Genomic DNA, 17,118 nt, shown 5'->3' on the forward strand with positions numbered 1-17,118 from the left:
CCCGCTTCGGGCGGGGTTAAACTTTGGGTATGCCCAAGGGGTATCACGACCGCGTGGCCTTCGTGGACCTCTCCACGGGAAAGGTCTGGTACGAAAGCTTTGGCGAGGCCTTCTGGCGGCGCTACCTCGGGGGGCGGGCCCTCGCCGCCTACCTTCTCCTCAGGCACGTGCCCAAGGGGGCCGACCCCTTGGGCCCCGAGAACGCCCTCGTCTTCGCCCCCGGGATCCTCACCGGAACCCCCATCTCCGGCTCGGGGCGGAACACCGTGGCCGCCAAAAGCCCCCTCACCGGGGGGTACGGGGACGCGGAGGGCGGCGGCTTCTTCGGGGCGGAGCTCAAGAACGCGGGCCTGGACGCCCTGGTGGTTTTGGGCCAGGCGGAAGCTCCCGTCTACCTCCACGTGGAAGGGGGGGAGGTGGCCCTTCACCCCGCGGTCCACCTCTGGGGCAAGGACCCCCTGGAGGTGGAGGCCCTCATCAAGGAGGCCCACGGGGGGAACACCCGCGTGGCCCAAATCGGCCTCGCCGGGGAGAACCGGGTCCTCACCGCCAACGTGATCCACGACCTGGCCCACTTCGCCGGAAGGGGGGGCTTGGGGGCGGTCATGGGGGCCAAAAGGCTCAAGGCGGTCTCCGCCCGGGCCCACAAGGAGACCCTTCCCGCCTACCACGACCCCGGCCTCCTCAAGGAGCTCGCCCGGCGCATGGCCAAGGAGCGCATGGACCGGGCGGCGGGCCTCGTCACCATGGGCACCGTGGGCACGGTGAAGCCCTTTAACCTCCGGGGGGTCCTCCCCAGCCACAACTTCCTGGATGGCTTTTTGGAGGGGGCCGAGGCCCTGGACGGGACCAGCCTGGACGCCCTCGGCATCCGCATCGGCCGGGACACCTGCTACGCCTGCGCCATCCGCTGCAAGCAGGTGGTGAAGATTGAGGGTACGGGCAGGTACGATGTCCGTCCCGAGTACGGGGGGCCGGAGTACGAGGGGCTTGGGGCTTTGGGCTCCACCTGCGGGGTCACCGACCCCTACGCCGTGACCAAGGCCAACACCCTCTGCAACCAGTACGGCCTGGACGTCATCGGGGTGGGGGTGACCATCGCCTGCGCCATGGAGGCGGTGGAGAAGGGCTATTTGGACGACGAGGGCCTGGGCCTGAGGTTCGGCAACGGGGATGCCCTCATCGCCGCCATAGAGAAGCTGGCGAGGAGGGAGGGGAGGCTTGGGGAGCTTCTCGCCCAAGGGGCGAAGCGCCTCGCCGAGAGCCTGGGCCACCCGGAGCTCGCCATGCACGTGAAGGGGCAGGAGGTGCCCATGCACGACCCCCGGTACAAGCGGGCCCTAGGGGTGGGCTACGCGGTGAGCCCCACGGGGGCGGACCACAACCACAACCTCCACGACACCGCCTTCGCCAAGGAGGGGAGGGCCCTGAGGGAGCTCCGCTTCTACGGGGAGGACTTCCAGCCCCTGCCCATAGAGGACCTTTCCGAGGCCAAGATCCGGATGCTCTGGACCAAGACCCGGGAGCGGGGTTTCGTGAACAGCCTGGTGATGTGCGACTTCGTCCCCTGGACCCCGGAGGAGTGGCAAGAAGCCCTCTACGCCGCCACGGGCTGGCGGCTTTCCCCGGAGGAGATGCTGGAGGTGGGGGAGAGGACGCTCCAGCTCACCCGGCTTTTCAACCTGCGGGAGGGGATCTCCCCGGAGGAGGACCGGCTTCCCGAGCGCTTCTTCCAGCCCTTCCGCAAGGGGAACCCCGAGGCCCGCTTGGACCCCGAGGCCTTCCGGGAGGGGGTCAGGGCCTACCGGAGGCTTGCGGGCTGGGAAGGGGGCGTGGATCCGGAAAGGCTCAAGGCCTTGGGCCTAGAGGAGTTCCAGAACGCCCTGGCGTAGGAGGGCGGGAAGGGGGGGCTCCCCCACCCTGAGGAGGGCGTAGCGCCCCCGGAGGAGGGCGAGGAGGCGGAGGGCCTTGAGGTGGGCGGCCAGGGCCTCCTTGTAGGCCTCCACCTCCTCCCGCCCCACGGGGAGGGTTTCCCCGGTCTCCACGTCCTTGAGGAGGGCCTCCGTGGGGGGCGGGTCCAGCTCCAGGGGGGAGAGGACCTGCACCAGGACCACCCGCCTGGGGAGGAGCCTGGGCCAGGGGAGGGGGTCAAGCCCGTCGGTGACGAGGACCAGCACCCCCTTCCCCGGGCGGAGTTCCTCGGGGCTTCCCCCCTCGAGGCGGGCCAAGGGGTCCTCCTGGCGGGCGATCCTGAGGAGGAGGGCCGCCACCTCCCGGGCGTAGGGGAGCTTCCCGTGGAGGCGCATGCTCGGGCTTTGGTCCAGGTAGATCCGGAAGCGGGCCCTCTCGGGGGCGGTCTCCAGCCGGGTGAAAAGCCTTCCCGTCTTGGCGTAGGCCCGCCAGTGGACCCTCCTCACCTCGTCCCCGGGGGCGTAGGGGCGGAGCTCGTAAAACTCCCCCCCAAGCCCCTTCCTCCGGGCGAGGCGCTCCCCGGGGTAGGGGAGGTAGGGCTTGGTGGCGATGCGGTAGCGGGCCAGGCCGATGGGGCCATTCTACCGCCTCTTTCCCTTCTCACCCCGCCTTCCGCTACCCTCGGTTCCGTGGACGCCTTCGCCGACTGGTTCTTCGTGGCCTTTTGGGTCCTCGGGGTCCTCCTCACCCTCCTTCCCTTCGTCCCCGCCACCTTGGTGATCCTCTTCGGGGCCCTGGTGCACGAGCTTCTCGTGGGCTTCCGGGAGCTTTCCCTGGGGACGTGGCTTGGGCTTGGGGCCCTGGCCCTCCTCGCCATGCTTTTGGACAACGTGGCCGCCCTGGTGGGGGCCAGGCGCTACGGGGCGGGACGGGCGGGGCTTTGGGGGGCCTTTTTGGGGGGCGTTTTGGGGCTCTTCTTCGGGGTGGTGGGGGTCTTGGTCCTCCCTTTCCTCCTCGCTTGGCTCTTTGAGTACCTCTCGGGAAGGCGGCCGGAGGAGGCGCTGCGGGCGGCCTGGGGGACCCTGGTGGGGCTTATGGGCGGGGTGGTGGCCAAGGTCCTCGTCCACCTGGCCATGGGGGTTCTGGTCCTCAGGGCCATCTTTTGACGTATGCTTTCCGCCATGGAGCTGGTCTTCGTCACCCGGGAAGGGTGCGGGCTTTGCGAGAAGGCGGAGAGGGCTTTGTGGGCCCTGGGGGTTCCCTACGTGCGGCGGGACGTGGACCGCGATCCGGAGCTCTTCGCCCGGTACACCTTCCGCGTCCCGGTGCTCCTTTGGGGAGAGGAGGTGCTCCTCGAGGGGGCCTTTGGCGAGCGGGAGCTTGTGGAGGTTGCGGCGCGCCTGGGGGGTGGAACGTGGACCCGGTGATGGTGCAGATCGGCCCCCTCGCCATCCGCTGGTACGGGGTCCTCCTCACCCTGGCCATCTTTTTGGGCTACGAGCTCGCCCGGCGCCGGTTAAGGGCCTGGGGATGGGACCTCGAGCCCTTTGAGCGCGTGGTCTTCTGGGCCGTGGTCTTTGGGGTGGTGGGGGCCCGGCTCGGGTACGTCCTCACCTCCCCCGGCTACTTCCTGGAGAACCCCCTCGAGGCCCTCTACATCTGGCACGGGGGCCTCTCCTTCCACGGGGCCATCCTGGGGGGGGGCCTCACCTTCTACTACTTCCACCGGAGGCGGGGCTACCCCTTGTGGCCTTACCTGGACGCCGCCACCCCGGGGGTGGCCTTGGGGATCGTCGCCGGGAGGATCGGCAACCTCATGAACGGCTCCGACACCGCAGGCCGCCTCACCACCTTGCCCATCGGCTTCACCTGGCCAGAGTGGGCCAGGGGCTTTCCCGGGGTCTGCCCCGGCATTGACGACATCTCCGAGGTCTACCGGTGCGCCGAGCTCCTCCGGGGCCCCGTGCACCTCACCCAGGTCTACGGGGCCGTGGTGGGGCTCATCCTCCTCTTCCTCTCCCTCTACTGGCTTAGGAAGCGGCCCTTCTACGGCTACGCCTTCTGGCAGTTCGTCCTCTGGTACAGCGTCCTCCGCTCCGTGCTGGAAGAGCCTTTCCGCCTGAACCCCTTGTGGCTTCCCGTCTACCGCAACGACGAGCTCGGCATCGGCCTCTTCACCGCCACCCAGGTGGTGAGCCTGCCCCTCGTCCTCCTCTCCCTTTACATGCTGCGCCGGCTGGGCAAGGGGGAGGCGTCTCGGCGCTAAGATGGGAGGCATGCACGCCCACGTGATCCTGGCCGCGGGGCAGGGGACCAGGATGCGGTCCCGCCTGCCCAAGGTGCTCCACCCCCTTTTGGGGAAGCCCATGCTCCTTTACGCCCTCGAGGCCGCCTTAGCCCTCAAGCCGGAAAGGCTCGTGGTGGTGGTGGGCCACGGGGGGGAGAAGGTGGTGGAGGCCCTGGAGGGCTACCCCGTGGAGGTGGCGTGGCAAAAGGAGCAGCTCGGGACCGCCCACGCCCTCCTCCAGGCGGAAGGCCTCCTCCGGGACTTCCCCGGGCCCTTCCTCGTGACCCAGGGGGACACCCCCCTCCTTTCCCCGAGGACCCTGGAGGCCCTTCTCCGGAGGGTGCGGGAGGGGGCGGGGATGGCCCTCCTCACCGCGGAGCTCCCTGACCCCACGGGCTACGGCCGGATCCTCCGCGAGGGGGAGGAGGTCTTGGGGAACGTGGAGGAGAAGGACGCGCCTCCTGAGGTCCGGGCCATCCGGGAGGTGAACGCCGGGGCCTACGCCTTTGACGGCTTCCTCTTCCAGGCCCTCAAAGAGGTGAGGAACGAAAACGCCGCCCGGGAGTACTACCTCCCGGACCTTATCGCCATCTACCGCGCCCACGGCAGGCGGGTCTTGGCCGTGCGGGGCGTGGCGGAGGAGGCCTTGGGCGTGAACACCCGCGAGGAGCTCGCCCGGGTGGAGGGGGTGCTTCTTAGGAGGCTTCGCGCCGAGTGGATGGGGAAGGGGGTGCGGATGATCCTCCCCGAGACCATCTACCTGGAGCCCTCGGTGGAGCTCGCCCCCGACGTTACCCTCTGGCCCGGGGCGGTCCTCAAGGGAAAGACCCGGATCGGCGAGGGGTGCGAGGTGGGGCCTTACGCCGTCCTCGAGGACACGGTGCTGGAACCCGGGGCCAAGGTCCTCGCCCACACCGTGGCCCAGGGGGCCCACCTCCACCCCGGGGCCTCCGCCGGGCCCTTCGCCAGGCTCCGCCCGGGGGCGGTCCTCATGGAGGAGGTCCACGTGGGGAACTTCGTGGAGGTGAAGAACAGCCTCCTCCACAAGGGGGTGAAGGCGGGCCACCTCGCCTACCTCGGGGACGCCGAGGTGGGGGAGGGGACCAACATCGGCGCCGGGGTCATCACCGCGAACTACGACGGCAAGCGGAAGCACAAGACCGAGATCGGCAAGAAGGCCTTCATCGGCTCCAACAGCGTCCTCGTGGCCCCGGTGCGGGTGGGGGACCGCGCCCTGGTGGGGGCGGGGAGCGTCATCACCCAGGACGTGCCCGAGGGCGCCTTGGCCGTGGCCCGGGAGAGGCAGAAGAACCTCGAGGGGTACGCCCTCAGGAAGCTCGGGGAAGGGTAGCCCTCTCCTCCCTTCAGCCCCGGGGTGCTAGACTTAGGGCATGAACCTCGGCATGCCGGAGATCCTCGTCATCCTCCTCGTCGCCCTCCTCATCTTCGGGCCCAGGAAGCTCCCCGAGCTCGGCCGCTCCCTGGGGCAGAGCATCCGCGAGTTCAAGCGGGGGGCCCAGGAGATCCGGGAGGAGCTGGAGAAGAGCATTGAGGTGAAGGACGAGCCCAAGCCCGCGGCCGTTCAGGAGGCCAAGGAGGAGCCCAAGGCTTGAAGGAAGCCCCCCTGGTAGAGCACCTCGAGGAGCTCCGCGCCCGGATCCTCTGGTCCCTCCTCGCCTGGGCGGTGGGGACGGGCGTGGCCTGGACCTTCAGGGTCCAGCTTCTGGAGTGGTTGAAGAGGCCCTTGGACCTCGCGGCCAAGGCCCACGGCATCCAGGTCAACCTCATCGTCCTGGACATCACCGAGCCCTTCCTCGTCTCCCTGAAGGTGGCCGCCTTCGGGGGGCTTGTGCTCGCCCTTCCCTTCATCGTCTACCAGGTCTGGGCCTTCATCGCCCCGGGGCTCTATGAGCACGAGAAGCGCCTGGCCGTGCCCTTCCTCCTGGGGGCGGGGTTCAGCTTCGCCCTGGGGGCGCTCTTCGCCTACTACGCCTTCCTGCCCTTCGCCGTCCCCTTCCTCCTGGGCTTCCTAGGGGACGTGGTCACCCCCCAGATCTCCATCGGCCGCTACATGGGCCAGATCCTCATGATGCTCACCGTCATGGGGGTGGTCTTTGAGATGCCGGTGGTGAGCTACCTCCTCGCCCGCCTGGGGATCCTCACCTCCTCCTTCCTCGCCCGCAACTGGCGCATCGCCGTCGTCCTCCTCCTCACCCTGGCCGCGGTCATCACCCCCACGGTGGACGTGGTCTCCCTCTTCATCGTGAGCGGCCCCCTCCTCGTCCTCTACTGGGTCTCCGTCCTGGTGGCCCGCCTCGCGGAAAGGCAGAGGCCCCAGGAGGCCGCTTGACACCCTGAGGGCGGGCGGGCCATAGAATAGGCTATGGACGAGCGCATCCAGGCCCTCCGCAAAGAGGTGGACCGGGTGAACCGGGAGATCCTGCGCCTCCTCTCCGAGCGCGGGAGGCTCGTGCAGGAGATCGGCCGCCTCCAGACGGAGCTCGGCCTTCCCCACTACGACCCCAAGCGGGAAGAGGAGATGCTCGCCTACCTCACCGCCGAAAACCCCGGGCCCTTCCCCGACGAGACCATAAGGAAGCTCTTCAAGGAGATCTTCAAGGCGAGCCTGGACCTCGAGGAGCGCCAGGACCAGAAGAAGTTCCTCTACTCCAAGAGGCATAAGCCCGAGCCCACGAGGGTGCGGGTCAAGGACGTGGTCTTCGGGGAGAAGCCCCTCCTCATCGCCGGGCCCTGCTCCATTGAGAGCGAGGAGCAGATCATGGCGACGGCCCGCTTCCTGGCGGCGCGGGGGGTGAGGGTCCTAAGGGGCGGGGCCTTCAAGCCCAGGACGAGCCCCTACGGCTTCCAGGGCCTCGGGGTGGAGGGGCTTAAACTTGGCCGCAAGGCGGCGGACGCCTTCGGCATGGTCTTCGTCACCGAGGTCATGGACACCCGGGACGTGGAGGTGGTGGCGGAGTACGCCGACATCCTCCAGATCGGGGCCCGGAACATGCAGAACTTCGCCCTCCTCAAGGAGGTGGGGAAGGCCCGGCGCCCCGTCCTCTTAAAGCGGGGGCTTTCCGCCACCATGGAGGAGTGGTTCTACGCCGCCGAGTACATCCTCGCCCAGGGGAACGAGCAGGTGATCCTGGCGGAGAGGGGGATCCGCACCTTTGAGCGCTGGACGCGCAACACCCTGGACCTCTCCGCCGTGGCCCTGGCCAAGCAGGAGACCCACCTCCCCGTGGTCGTGGACGTGACCCACGCCGCCGGGCGCACGGACCTTCTCGCCCCCCTGGCCCGCGCCGCCTTGGCCGTGGGGGCGGACGGGGTGCACGTGGAGGTCCACCCCAACCCCAAGGTGGCCCTCTCCGACAACCAGCAGCAGATGGACTTCGCCCAGTTTGACCGCTTCCTGGAGGCCATTAGGGACCTCCTCCAGGCCCCTTAGCCATGGGCTTTCTGGACGGTCTCCTCAACGCCTTCCTCAAGGCCACGGACCCGAGGCCCCGTTACACCGAGGCCCGCTGCCTCCTCTACAAGAACAGCGTGGGGGGGTGCGACAAGTGCTATGGGGTCTGCCCCAAGGGGGCGGTGCGCCTCGAGGGGTGGCGGGTGGAGCTGGACGAGGTCTTGTGCACGGGGTGCGGCCTCTGCACCGGGGTCTGCCCCGGGATCGCCCTGGAGTACCCCCTCGGGGCCATCCAGGAGGCCCTGATCCGGGGAAAGGGGAAGCTTAGGTGCTCCAAGGCCGAGGGGAAGGGCGAGGAGGTGTTGTGCCTGGGCCGCCTCACCCCGGGGCTATTGGCCGAGGCGGGAAGCCGCTTCGGCAAGGTGGTCCTCGCCCGGGGGGACTGCGAAGCCTGCCGGATCGGGGGGCCGGAGGTCCCTGAGCGCCTCGCGCGCATGGCCGAGGAGGCGAGGCGCTACTTCCCCGTGGAGGTGGAGGTGGTGGAGGGGGAGCTTCCCGGGGAAAGGGTGGGCAGGCGGGAGCTCTTCCAGGCCCTTCTGGGAAGCGCCAAGCGCACCGCCGCCGACCTCGTCCCCGAGCTTCCCCTGCCCGCTTTGGAGGAGGAGAGGGAAGGGGAGCTTCCCGCCGAGCTCCGCCTTAGGCGCCTCGCCGCAAGCCGCGCCCCGGAGGTCCGCTGGCCCCGGATCCGGGTGGAGGAGGGGTGCACCCTCTGCCCCGTCTGCACCAACGTCTGCCCCACGGAGGCGGTGCGGCGGGTGCGGGAGGGGGAGGAGTACGTCCTCTACCTCCAGGTGGCGGCCTGCACGGGGTGCGGGGCCTGCGTGGAGAGCTGCCCGCCCCAGGTGATCCGGCTGGAGGAGGCCCCTAAAGAGGAGGTGGGGAAGGAGCTTTTGCTCTTCCGGGGCAAGCCCCCCTGGTACGACCTTTGAACCGGGTATAATGTCCCCAACCTTATGGACGCCGACCTCGTGGTGGTGGGTGGGGGGCTCGCCGGCCTCGTGGTGGCCACGGAGGTGGCCCAAAGGGGCAAGCGGGTCCTCCTTTTGGAGCAGGAGCCTTACCTCGGCGGGCAGGCCTTCTGGTCCTTCGGGGGGCTTTTCCTGGTGGACTCCCCCGAGCAGAGGCGCCTGGGGATCCGGGACTCGGTGGAGCTCGCCTTCCAGGACTGGATGGGCGCGGCGGGCTACGACCGGGAGGAGGACGCCTGGGGAAGGCGGTTCGCGGAGGCCTACCTGGAGTTCGCCGCGGGGGAGAAACGGGCCTGGCTCGCCTCCTTGGGGGTGCGCTTCTTCCCGGTGGTGGGTTGGGCGGAGCGGGGCGGGGGCCTGGCCACGGGCCACGGGAACTCCGTACGCCTTGGAGACCCTGCGGTACCTGCGGAGCACCGGCTTTGACTGGAGCTGGTTCATCCTGGACCTCCCCACCCTCAAGAAGGAGTTCGCCCTCTCGGGCTCGGAGCAGAACCCGGACCTCACGGGGAAAAGCTGGCTCGGCGTGGTGAGAAACCGCCTCCTGGGCCCCGCGGCCCCCGTCCGGGCCTTCTTGGAGCGGGGGAAGGACTTCCTCGTGGCCCAGGACCTCTCCGAGCTCATGCGCAAGATGGAGGCCCTGGCCCCCGGGGTCCTGGACCCGGGGAGGCTTGAGCGGGAGGTGAAGGCCCGGGACCGGGAGCTCCTAAACCCCTTCGCCAAGGACGGCCAGGTCCTCATGGTCCACGCCTTCCGCCGCTATGTGGGGGACCGGCTTTTCCGCGTGGCCAAGCCCCACCCCTTCCTCTCGGGAAAGGGGCCCTTGGTGGCGGTGAGGCTTTGGACCCTCACCCGCAAGACCTTGGGAGGAATTCAGACGGACCTCAAGGGAAGGGCCCTCAAGCCCTTGGGCGAGCCCTTGCCGGGCCTTTTCGCCGCGGGGGAGGCGGCGGGGTTTGGGGGCGGGGCCTTCCACGGGTACAAGGCCCTCGAGGGCACCTTCCTGGGGGGGTGCCTCTTCAGCGGGCTCCAGGCGGCCAAGGGGGTGCTGGAAGGGCTAGAATAGCCCCATGCGGCTCCACCACGTGGGCATCGCCGTGGAGGACCTGGAGGAGGCCAAGGCCCGCTACCAAAGCCTGGGCTTCCGGGTGGTGGCGGAAGGGGAGGTGGCCCACCAGGGGGTGCGGGTGGCCCTGCTTAGGGGGGAAGGGGAGGCCCTCCTCGAGCTCCTCTCCCCCCTTGGCCCCGAGACCCCGGTGGGGCGGTTCCTGGCCAAAAGGGGCCCCGGCCTCCACCACCTGGCCTTCGCCACTTCCCGGATAGAGGAGGACCTGGCCCGGCTCAAAGCGGAAGGGGCGAAGCTTATTGACGAAGCCCCGAGGCCCGGCTTCGGCGGCCACCGGGTGGCCTTCCTCCACCCAAGCTTTGGCCTGGGGGTCCTTTGGGAACTGGTGGAGGCGTAGTGCGCCCCTTCTACGCCCTCCTCGCCCTCCTGTGGATGGGGGTGCTCTGGTGGCTTTCCGAAAGGCCTTTCCCGGGCGCCGGGCTTCCCCATCCTTGGGACAAGCTCGCCCACTTCCTCGCCTACGCCCTCCTCGGGGCCCTTTGGCGGCGGGGCCTTGGGCGGTTCCTCCCCGCCTTCCTCCTCGCCGCCCTCTACGGGGTGGTGGACGAATGGCACCAGAGCCTCGTCCCGGGGCGGGAGGCCTTCGGCCTGGACCTCGTGGCGGACTTCCTCGGGGCCTACGTGGGGGCTAGAGGGGCGGGTAGATGGGAAGCTCCAGAAGCCTCCCGCCCTTAGCCCCCGCCGCCTCCACCACCACCTTGGCCACGAGCTCGGGGGCGATCCAGCGGGAGAAGTCCGCCTCGGGCATGGCCTTGCGGTTGGCCTCCGTGTCCAGGGTGCCCATGGGGTAGACCACGAGGAAGCGCACCCCCTCCACCTCCCCCTGCAAGGACCTCAAGAGGCTCGCCAGGGCGGTTTTGGCCGCGGTGTAGAGGGCCCTTCCCGGGCCCGCCCCCGTCCAGGCGGGGCCGGCGGCGAAGGCGGCGAAGAAGCCCTCCCCCCGCTTGGCCATGTAAGGCAGGACGGCCTTGAGGAGGTTGAAGGTGGTGCGGAGGTTCAGGTCCAGCATCCAGTCGTAAAGCCCCGGGTCGGTGTCCAAAAACCGCCCGGCGGCGAAGCCGCCCACGGTGTGGACCACCCCGTAGAGGGGGGCCTCCTCCTCCACGAACCGGGCCAGGGCCAGGGCTTCCTCCAGCCGGGTGAGGTCGGCGACGAAGGTCTTGGCCCCCACGGCCTGGGCCCGTTCCGCCATGCGCTCGGGCCTGGGGTCGGAGAGGAAGAGCCTGGCCCCCGCCTGGTGGAAGGCGGGGATGAGGGCCCGGCTTAGGGCCCCTCCGGCCCCGGTGATGAGAAAGGCCTTCCCTTGGAGCATGCCCCTATTCTACGGGGAGGAAGGCCAGGGCCTTGGGGGCGAGGCCCAAGGAGAGGATGGCCACCCTTTGGGGCGGGGAGGGGACGAGGTCGTAGACGTAGAGGAGGCTTCCGGAGGCCAGGTACAGGTACCCGTCCTGGCCCATGGCCCCTGCGGCGAAATCGGTGTAGGCCTCGAGGACCGAAGAGGCCCTGGGCTCCAGGACCTGGAAGCCCCGGCCGTAGACCGCAAGGCCCGCCACCGGGTCCAGGGCGAGGCGGGGGACGCCGAAGAAGTCCCCGAGGACCCTTTGGCTTCCCAGGGCCTCGCCTTGGAGGGTGTAGAGGCGGGCCTCGAGGTTTAGGCTTCCTAGGCCGAGGAGCCTTCCCTTGGCGGCGTCCGCCCGGAGGTCAAAGGGGGCGGCGTCCAAGGGGGGGCTGAGGGGCCTTTCCAGGGAAGGGGTTCCCTCTGGGTCCTGGGCCGGGCGAAAGCCCATGGCCGCCGAGGTGAGGTAGGCCAGGAGGTCCAGGCTCCCCTGGGGGAGGAGGGCGAGGCGGGCGGCGGGGTCCAGGCCCGTGAGGTCGGCCTCAAGGAGGCTTCCGCTCCCGTCCAGAGGCCAGAGGAAGGCCCGGGCCGCGGCGGGGCAGTGGAGGAGGAGGGCGCCTTGCCCGAGGCGGAGGTACCCCCCCGTGCAGTCCACCCCTGGGGGCAAGCCCTGGTCCGCGGCGGTGCCCTTCGGGACGGAGGTTTCGCTGAAGCCCGTGGCGTCGTAGGCCTCCACCCGGTCGGGGAAGAGGAGGTAGAGCCTCTGGAAGGTGGGGCTGTAGGCCAGGTCCTGGAGGCCCGGGGTCGCCCACGTCTCCACCGGGGTTCCGGTCCCCCTTTGGAGGTCTTGGGCCCGGTAGAAGCGCACCTCGTCCCCTCCCCCCGCCGCCAGGAGGGCGGGAAGGGGGGGCTCCTGGCTTCCCGTGCAGGCGGTGAGGAAAAGGAGGAGGAGAAACCCAAGCCGCTTCACGGCAGACCTCCCAAGCGCACGCCTTCCTCGTCCATAAGTACCTCCGCCGCCTGCCCCCCGTAGAGGAAGGCGAGGCGCACCTCGTTCTTGGCCGCGTCCAGGGTGAAGCGCATGGCCCAGCAGCACCGGTCCAGGGTGAGGAGGAACTTGGGCTTCAGGGGGGTTCCCGGGAGGTTCTGGGTGAGGAGGGCGGCGAGGTGGAGTTTGGTGTTCTCCCGGCCGAGGAAGGTGAGGGTGGGGCCGAAGTTCCTGAGGGCGAGGGCGTAGCCTTCGGGACTGGTGGGGCTTCGGGTGTAGGTGAGGCTTCCCGAGAGGGCAAGCCCCGGGAGGGCGTTTTCCCCCCTTTCGTCGGGCGGGGTGGGCCCCCAAAGCTCCAGGCCGCCAGAGAGGGCGAGGTCCTTCAGGTAGACCTCCCCGTCCTCCACCTCGGGAAGGTGCAGGTTGGCCGTGAGGCGGAAGGTCGCCTCGGGGAGGGCCTGGGTGAGGCCGAGGCGGAGGTTCGTCCCCCGGAAGCCCTCCTGGTACCGCCCGGAGAGGAGGAGGTCTAGGAGGGGTCCCGGGGCGCTTCCCGAGCGGAAGCCCGCCTGGTAGGCGAGGGCGGTGGGGTCCAGGGTGGCCTGGAGGGAGAGGCTTTGCCGGCCCAGGATGGCTTGGCCCGAGGCCTGGAGGGTGTCCTTGGGCCAGTCCCTCCGGGCCTGGAGGGTGTAGGCCTCCTGGCCCTCCCGGTAGGCCAGGGTGAGGCTCGTCTCCAGGGCCCCTTCCCCGTTCAGGCCGTGGCGGTGGGCGAGGTTTAGGCTTCCCGCGGGGAGGGCGTAGGCCCCCTGGAGGAGGAGGGGGTCAAAGAGGGCCTTTGGGTGGTCGTAGCGGAGGCTTGCCCGTAAAGAGAAGGGGTAGGGGGTGAGGCTACCCTCCAGGCGGGTCTCCAGGGGGCCTTCCTCCAGGTCCCGCTTGTGGTAGAGGAGGAGGCCGTACCCCCGGTCCTGGAGCCTGGCCTCGGCCTCCAGGGGGAGGTAGGCTTCCTTTTCCAGGTCCCACCCCCCCTTGAGGGAGAGGGCGAGGGGCCTTTCCCGGAAGCCTAGGCCTAAGGTGGCCTGGTGGGTCCTCCGCTGGGGCAAGGCGTCAAAGCGGAAGGGGCTTTCCCCTTCCTGGACGCTCCTCAGGTAGCCCGCCTCGAGGCTTACCCCCCCGAGGGCCTGGCGAAAGGCGAGGCTCGTGCTCCAGTCCACCTGGCGCTCGTGTTCCCCGTCGGGGTTCTGGGTGGTGTAGTAGAAGCCGCGGAAGCGGTTCTCCCCCCGCAGGGTGGCCCCGGGCCAGGGGGCGAGGACGAGACTTTCCGTGTGGGCGAGGAGAAGCCTCCCCGCTTCGGCGTAGGGGCCGAGGGCCCGGGCGGAGCGGTTTAGGGGGTTGGTCTCCGCCAGGTAGCGCCCCGCCTGCAGGCTCAGCTGTAGGCTGAAGGGGCCCTGGCGGAGGGTGGGGCTTTGCGCCTCCAGCTCGGGGAGGCGCTGGAGGGCGCGGGGCGGGGGGGTGGAGGGGTCGTGGTCCAGGAAGCCCTCGAGCCGCAAGGCGTAGCGCCAGTCCTGGGGGGTGGGGGTGCCGGGGAGGAGGGCCTCGAGGCGGAAGCGGGTGAGCTTCTCCTGGGTGTCGTCCCGCTCCACCAGGGCCGCGACCGAAAACCCGGCCCGCTTCAGGCCGTACTCCCCCCGGTACTGGAAGGTGTCGGGGGGCGTGTGGAGGAAGAAGTAGCGCTCCTTGGCCTCCCCGGTGCCGTAGTGGTCCAGGCCGAAGCCGTAGCCCCGGCCCTGGTAGTAGCGGAGGAGGGTGTAGCCGAGGCCGAAGGCGGCCACATAGGGGAGGTCGGCCTTCACATAGAGGCCCCCCTCGTCCTGGCCCACCTCGAGGCGGGGCCGCCTCTCCGAGAGGTAGAGGAGGAGGACGGGCAGGGTGAGGACGGGCTTCTCCTGGACCAGGAGGGTCACGTCCCGGGCCACCACCCGGTCCCCGGGGTAGAGGACGATCTCCCGGGCGCGGAAGGCGTAGTCGGGAACCTCCTGGCCGCACGAGGCGCACGGGGTGGCGTAGCCCCGTTCCAGGAGGATCGCCCCCGCCGCCCGCTGGCAGACGGGGCCGGTGAGGAGGAGGTTCTCGGCCTCTATGCGGACCTCGAGGGCGTCAAAGCTCTCGTCGGCGAGGTCCACCTGGAGCTCCTCCGCCTCAATGAGGCGCCCCTCCCGGTCCCGGTAGCGCACCCCTCCCGAGAGCAAAAGGAGCCGCCTTTCCCGGAAGTAGACCACCCGCTTGGCCTCCAGCGTCTCCCCCTCCCGCTCCAGGCGCACGGGTTCTCCCACGAGGACGTAGACTTCCTCCCCCCCTTCCTGCCTAAGCTCCAGCCTTTCCGCCTCCAGGACCTTGATCACCCTCTCCTCTGCGAGGGCGGGAAGGAGGAGGAAGAGGAGAAGGGGAAGCCACCTCACCGCCGCCCTCCCAGGAAGAGGAAAAGGCCCAAGGCCCCGTAGAGGAGGTTGGGGCCGAAGGCGGCGAGGAAGGGGTCCAGGGCGTTCTGCTCCCCCATGATCCGCCCCACGCTCCAGGTGGCGTAGTAGAAGAAGGTGAGGACGGCCACCCCCACAAGCCCGAGGCTGCGGCTTCCCCCGAGGAGGTAGAAGGCGAGGCCCACGGCGAAGAGGGCGAAGACGGGGGCGGCCAGGGGCTCGGCGAAGCGGCGGTAGTAGGTGGTGGCCTCGAGGCCCGCCCGCACCCCCATCTGGCGGAGCCTTTGCACCTCCTTTCGGAGCTCGGCCAGGGTCATCCGGTTCGCTGGGTTCTGCCAGGGGTCAAAGGTGAGGTCCTTGAGGACGAGCTCCCCCCGCTGAAAGCGCGCCAGGGTCCGGGGGCGGCTTCCCTCGTAGGTGATGCGGGTCCCCTCCTCCACGTGCAGCACCCCGCCGCGGAAGCTTCCCCGCTCGGCGAGGAGGACCTCCTCCCGGGAGAGGACCCTGAGGGCCCCGATGGCCTCCCCCTCCACCTTCCCCACGTAGACCACCCGGCCTTGGGCGTCCTGGAAGGTCGCCCCCGGGGTGAGGAGGGCCCGGGGGCGCTCCAGGACCTCCCGCCTCAGGAGGTCCTGCCCCTTGGCGAGGGCTTGGGGGACGAGGCCCTCCCCGAGGAGGAAGGCGGCGAGGGCGATGGCGGTCCCGAGGAGGAGGAAGGGAAGGAGGAGGCGCTCCCGCCGCACCCCGAGGGCCAGGAGGGCCTTGAGTTCCGCGTCCTCCCCCAGGCGGGAGAGGAGGACGAGGAGGGCGAAGAGGTAGGCCACGGGCGCGCCCCGGGCCAGGGCCTCGGGGGTGCGGAAGAGGAGGTAGCGGAGGAGGGTGTAGGGGTCGGCCCCCTTGGCCACCAGGGGGGCCAGGACCTCGTACACCGCCCCGCCCAGGAAGAGGAGGACGATGACGAGGAGCCCGCCGCCGAAGAGGGGCAGGGTTTCCCGCAGGAGGTAGCGGTCCAGGGTCTTCACCGTAGCCTCCAGGCGAGCGCCCCCGCCAAGGCCCCGTAGAAGAGGTCGGGGAGGTAGGCGAGGAGGGGGCTTACGTCGTAGCGGGCGAGCTGGGCGGCCAGGGTCCAGAGGACGTAGTAGCCGAAGATGAGGAGGACCACCCCCAGGAAGGCCCAGGCGGCTTCCCGCAAGGAGAGGCCTAAGGCGGCGGCGGCCGCCCCCAGGACCAGGCCCCCCAGGGCGTCCGCCAGGCGGCGGTGGAAGGCGAAGCGGGCCTCGGGCTCCACCTGGGCCCGGGCCCAGAGCTCCTCGAGGGGGGTGGAGTCGTAGGGGTCCCGGGAGCCCAGGCTCTCCTTGGGGCGGAACCGGGCGGGGAAGGGGAGGACGCCCTCAAAGGGCCGGACCTCCTCCCCCTCCACCACGTAGCCCTTGAGGCGCCATCCTTCCTCGTCCCAAAGGCCCTCCTCGGCGCTGTAGACCCGGCCCCTCTCGTCCACCACCCGCACCCCCCGGAGCCGGTTTCCCTCTGGCTCGGGGTAGACCTCCTCGGCGAAGTACACGCCGAGGCCCGGGGGGGCGTAGACCTGGCGGCGCAGGACCCCGGAGGCCCCGCCCTCCCCGTAGAGGATCCGGCCCAGGAGCCCGTCGTAGGCCTCCTGGGACCGGGGCCTGAGCTCCGCCAGGTTGAGGAGGTTGAGGAGGCTTACGGCGAGGGCCAGAAGGACGAGGGGCCTGAGGAGGGCCAAGGGGGGGACCCCCGCGGCGTAGGCCGCCTTGAGCTCCGAGCGGCGGATGAGCCCCGCAAGCCCCACCAGCACGGCGAAGACCAGCCCTAAGGGGAGGGCGAGGCTTAGGGTCCAGGGCAGGCGGTAGAGGACGAGAAGCCCCACCTCCCGGGCCCCCACCCCCCGGGAGAGGAGGACCCCCGAGAGGCTGGAGAGGAGGTCAAAGGTGAGGAGGGCGGCGAAGAGGAAGACCCCCACCAGGTAAGGGACGAGGACCTCCCGGAGGACGTAGCGCCCCAGCACGGGGGAAGTATACGCAAGGCGGATGAGAAAACGAGGAAGCCCCGCCGCGGGGGGCTTAGGCGGCCTGGGCGATCACGTGGATCACCGGGAGGCCGAAGCGCTCCGCCTGGGTGTGGACGTCCAGCCTAAGCCACCGGGAAGGCCCCGGGGGCAGGGTGGAGAGGACGATGGCCTGGTAGGCCCCGGGGTGGGCGAGGAGCTCCTCCTCTATGGCGAGGAGGGGGGAGATGTCCCCCGCCTTGGCCTCCTCCACGGGGATGCCCTGGGCCTCGAGGGCCCGCTTGGCCGCCGCCGCTTCCTCCTCGGCCCGGCGCCGCACCTCGTTCTCCTCGTAGACCCACCCGGGAGGGGGGACCGCCGGGACCAGGAGGACGAAGCGGGCCTCCGGGTCTTGGGCCAAAAGCTCCTTGAGCTTGGCGGCGAGCTCCGGGCTCTTGGCCGTGCGGTGGGCCACCACCAGGTACCGGGCCATGCCGCACCTCCCTTCCCTGTTTCCAGTGTAGCGCTGGATTTCGTGTTATCGTTCCAGT

Annotated in this window: 18 protein-coding genes and 1 pseudogene; 12 read left to right on the top strand and 7 right to left on the bottom strand. The window is 70.1% G+C overall.

Annotated features, from left to right (window positions below; genetic code table 11):
• Nucleotides 1-29: 29 nt before the first annotated feature.
• On the top strand, nucleotides 30-1,892 hold the full coding sequence (locus TTH_RS01995; RefSeq protein ID WP_011227894.1) for an aldehyde ferredoxin oxidoreductase family protein: 1,863 nt from the start codon (nucleotides 30-32) through the stop codon (nucleotides 1,890-1,892).
• On the opposite strand, the gene TTH_RS02000 is transcribed toward TTH_RS01995, so the two are convergent.
• A complete protein-coding gene (locus tag TTH_RS02000; protein ID WP_164926088.1) occupies nucleotides 1,863-2,537 on the bottom strand; it encodes a DUF58 domain-containing protein in 675 nt (224 codons plus the stop codon). The genes TTH_RS01995 and TTH_RS02000 overlap by 30 nt on opposite strands.
• A gap of 63 nt (nucleotides 2,538-2,600) precedes the next feature.
• Here TTH_RS02000 and TTH_RS02005 point away from each other — a divergent pair, with 63 nt between their 5' ends.
• The 11 genes and pseudogenes from TTH_RS02005 to TTH_RS02055 all read left to right on the top strand — a co-directional run bounded on the left by TTH_RS02005 (nucleotide 2,601) and on the right by TTH_RS02055 (nucleotide 10,439).
• The gene (locus TTH_RS02005) at nucleotides 2,601-3,077 is read left to right on the top strand and encodes a DUF456 domain-containing protein (RefSeq protein ID WP_011227896.1); all 477 of its coding nucleotides are present in this window, start codon (nucleotides 2,601-2,603) and stop codon (nucleotides 3,075-3,077) included.
• A gap of 3 nt (nucleotides 3,078-3,080) precedes the next feature.
• On the top strand, nucleotides 3,081-3,338 hold the full coding sequence (locus tag TTH_RS02010) for a glutaredoxin family protein (RefSeq protein ID WP_011227897.1): 258 nt from the start codon (nucleotides 3,081-3,083) through the stop codon (nucleotides 3,336-3,338).
• Nucleotides 3,338-4,177 (top strand): prolipoprotein diacylglyceryl transferase, encoded by an 840-nt coding sequence (lgt, locus tag TTH_RS02015; protein ID WP_011227898.1) that lies wholly within the window; start codon nucleotides 3,338-3,340, stop codon nucleotides 4,175-4,177. Before TTH_RS02010 ends, lgt begins: the two co-directional genes overlap by 1 nt.
• 10 nt (nucleotides 4,178-4,187) lie before the next feature.
• Nucleotides 4,188-5,549, top strand: coding sequence for a bifunctional UDP-N-acetylglucosamine diphosphorylase/glucosamine-1-phosphate N-acetyltransferase GlmU (gene glmU, locus TTH_RS02020; protein ID WP_024119056.1), 1,362 nt, complete (start codon nucleotides 4,188-4,190; stop codon nucleotides 5,547-5,549).
• A gap of 40 nt (nucleotides 5,550-5,589) precedes the next feature.
• Nucleotides 5,590-5,811: a Sec-independent protein translocase subunit TatA/TatB gene (locus TTH_RS02025; RefSeq protein ID WP_008631606.1), complete on the top strand. Its 222-nt coding sequence runs from the start codon at nucleotides 5,590-5,592 to the stop codon at nucleotides 5,809-5,811.
• A complete protein-coding gene (tatC, locus tag TTH_RS02030) occupies nucleotides 5,808-6,548 on the top strand; it encodes a twin-arginine translocase subunit TatC (protein WP_011227900.1) in 741 nt (246 codons plus the stop codon). The genes TTH_RS02025 and tatC overlap by 4 nt, the downstream gene beginning before the upstream one ends.
• 33 nt (nucleotides 6,549-6,581) lie before the next feature.
• Complete coding sequence (locus TTH_RS02035; protein ID WP_011227901.1) at nucleotides 6,582-7,649, top strand: bifunctional 3-deoxy-7-phosphoheptulonate synthase/chorismate mutase; 1,068 nt, start codon at nucleotides 6,582-6,584, stop codon at nucleotides 7,647-7,649.
• Nucleotides 7,650-7,651: 2 nt separating this feature from the next.
• Complete coding sequence (locus TTH_RS02040; RefSeq protein WP_011227902.1) at nucleotides 7,652-8,599, top strand: 4Fe-4S dicluster domain-containing protein; 948 nt, start codon at nucleotides 7,652-7,654, stop codon at nucleotides 8,597-8,599.
• 24 nt (nucleotides 8,600-8,623) lie between these two features.
• Nucleotides 8,624-9,704: pseudogene (locus TTH_RS02045) on the top strand (FAD-dependent oxidoreductase).
• A gap of 4 nt (nucleotides 9,705-9,708) precedes the next feature.
• Nucleotides 9,709-10,101 (top strand): methylmalonyl-CoA epimerase, encoded by a 393-nt coding sequence (mce, locus tag TTH_RS02050; protein WP_011172482.1) that lies wholly within the window; start codon nucleotides 9,709-9,711, stop codon nucleotides 10,099-10,101.
• Nucleotides 10,101-10,439, top strand: a complete 339-nt coding sequence (locus TTH_RS02055; protein WP_011227905.1) for a VanZ family protein — start codon at nucleotides 10,101-10,103, stop codon at nucleotides 10,437-10,439. The genes mce and TTH_RS02055 overlap by 1 nt, the downstream gene beginning before the upstream one ends.
• Here the strand turns inward: TTH_RS02055 and TTH_RS02060 are convergent.
• Genes TTH_RS02060 through TTH_RS02085 form a run of 6 tightly spaced genes read right to left on the bottom strand, consistent with a single transcriptional unit; the run spans nucleotide 10,393 to nucleotide 17,060 of the window.
• Nucleotides 10,393-11,076 (bottom strand): SDR family NAD(P)-dependent oxidoreductase, encoded by a 684-nt coding sequence (locus TTH_RS02060; RefSeq protein ID WP_011227906.1) that lies wholly within the window; start codon nucleotides 11,074-11,076, stop codon nucleotides 10,393-10,395. The two genes, TTH_RS02055 and TTH_RS02060, sit on opposite strands and share 47 nt — an antisense overlap.
• 4 nt (nucleotides 11,077-11,080) lie before the next feature.
• A complete protein-coding gene (locus tag TTH_RS02065) occupies nucleotides 11,081-12,070 on the bottom strand; it encodes a hypothetical protein (protein WP_011227907.1) in 990 nt (329 codons plus the stop codon).
• Entirely contained in the window at nucleotides 12,067-14,541 is a 2,475-nt protein-coding gene (locus TTH_RS02070; protein ID WP_011227908.1) for a hypothetical protein, read from the bottom strand. The genes TTH_RS02065 and TTH_RS02070 overlap by 4 nt, the downstream gene beginning before the upstream one ends.
• Nucleotides 14,538-15,581 carry an LptF/LptG family permease gene (locus TTH_RS02075; protein WP_011227909.1) on the bottom strand — a complete coding sequence of 348 codons (1,044 nt, stop codon included), beginning with the start codon at nucleotides 15,579-15,581 and terminating at the stop codon, nucleotides 14,538-14,540. Before TTH_RS02075 ends, TTH_RS02070 begins: the two co-directional genes overlap by 4 nt.
• Nucleotides 15,578-16,588 carry an LptF/LptG family permease gene (locus TTH_RS02080; protein WP_008631628.1) on the bottom strand — a complete coding sequence of 337 codons (1,011 nt, stop codon included), beginning with the start codon at nucleotides 16,586-16,588 and terminating at the stop codon, nucleotides 15,578-15,580. The genes TTH_RS02075 and TTH_RS02080 overlap by 4 nt, the downstream gene beginning before the upstream one ends.
• A gap of 55 nt (nucleotides 16,589-16,643) precedes the next feature.
• On the bottom strand, nucleotides 16,644-17,060 hold the full coding sequence (locus TTH_RS02085) for a hypothetical protein (protein WP_011172489.1): 417 nt from the start codon (nucleotides 17,058-17,060) through the stop codon (nucleotides 16,644-16,646).
• Nucleotides 17,061-17,118 lie beyond the last annotated feature (58 nt).

Source organism: Thermus thermophilus HB8, assembly GCF_000091545.1.
Lineage (GTDB): Bacteria > Deinococcota > Deinococci > Deinococcales > Thermaceae > Thermus > Thermus thermophilus.

Coding starts and splice junctions, on each gene's coding strand:
- TTH_RS02060 (WP_011227906.1), bottom strand. CDS start 11,076: ATGCTCCAAGGGAAGGCCTTTCTCATCACCGGGGCCGGAGGGGCCCTA.
- lgt (WP_011227898.1), top strand. CDS start 3,338: ATGGTGCAGATCGGCCCCCTCGCCATCCGCTGGTACGGGGTCCTCCTC.
- mce (WP_011172482.1), top strand. CDS start 9,709: ATGCGGCTCCACCACGTGGGCATCGCCGTGGAGGACCTGGAGGAGGCC.
- TTH_RS02040 (WP_011227902.1), top strand. CDS start 7,652: ATGGGCTTTCTGGACGGTCTCCTCAACGCCTTCCTCAAGGCCACGGAC.
- TTH_RS02010 (WP_011227897.1), top strand. CDS start 3,081: ATGCTTTCCGCCATGGAGCTGGTCTTCGTCACCCGGGAAGGGTGCGGG.
- glmU (WP_024119056.1), top strand. CDS start 4,188: ATGCACGCCCACGTGATCCTGGCCGCGGGGCAGGGGACCAGGATGCGG.
- TTH_RS02085 (WP_011172489.1), bottom strand. CDS start 17,060: ATGGCCCGGTACCTGGTGGTGGCCCACCGCACGGCCAAGAGCCCGGAG.
- TTH_RS02035 (WP_011227901.1), top strand. CDS start 6,582: ATGGACGAGCGCATCCAGGCCCTCCGCAAAGAGGTGGACCGGGTGAAC.
- TTH_RS02025 (WP_008631606.1), top strand. CDS start 5,590: ATGAACCTCGGCATGCCGGAGATCCTCGTCATCCTCCTCGTCGCCCTC.
- TTH_RS01995 (WP_011227894.1), top strand. CDS start 30: ATGCCCAAGGGGTATCACGACCGCGTGGCCTTCGTGGACCTCTCCACG.